The following is a 335-nucleotide window of genomic DNA, read 5'->3' as shown; positions in this document are numbered from 1 at the left end:
AATAAGAGAGAGCTTCCTGGGTATGGATGAGCTGTCAGAAGAAGACAAACTGGTGGTAGCACGTGCGCGTAAGATCCAGCGCTTCCTGTCCCAGCCGTTCTTCGCGGCAGAAGTATTTACCGGTTCTCCGGGCAAATACGTCTCCCTGAAAGACACCATCCGTAGATCGGAAGAGCGTAGTGCAGGGAAAGAGAGCAGATCTCGGTTGTCGCTGGGTCATTACATAAACCACCGCGGCCTGGTCCGCAGCCCACCCATGCGGGAGTAGCTCAGTTGGTAGAGCGATACCTTGCCAAGGTATAGGTCGAGAGTTCGAGACTCTTCTCCCGCTCCAG

Annotated in this window: 1 tRNA gene and 1 pseudogene; both read left to right on the top strand. The window is 54.9% G+C overall.

Annotated features, from left to right (window positions below):
- Positions 1 to 190: pseudogene (locus BTM36_RS29120) on the top strand (F0F1 ATP synthase subunit beta); the annotation flags it as partial.
- Between the two features lie 68 nt (positions 191 to 258).
- Positions 259 to 334, top strand: a tRNA-Gly gene (locus BTM36_RS23135).
- Position 335: the final 1 nt, after the last annotated feature.

The organism is Herbaspirillum sp. VT-16-41, from assembly GCF_001994935.1.
Classification (GTDB): domain Bacteria; phylum Pseudomonadota; class Gammaproteobacteria; order Burkholderiales; family Burkholderiaceae_D; genus Herbaspirillum; species Herbaspirillum frisingense.
The sequence above is the reverse complement of the archived record's forward strand: the minus strand, read 5'-3'. Positions and strand labels throughout refer to the sequence as shown.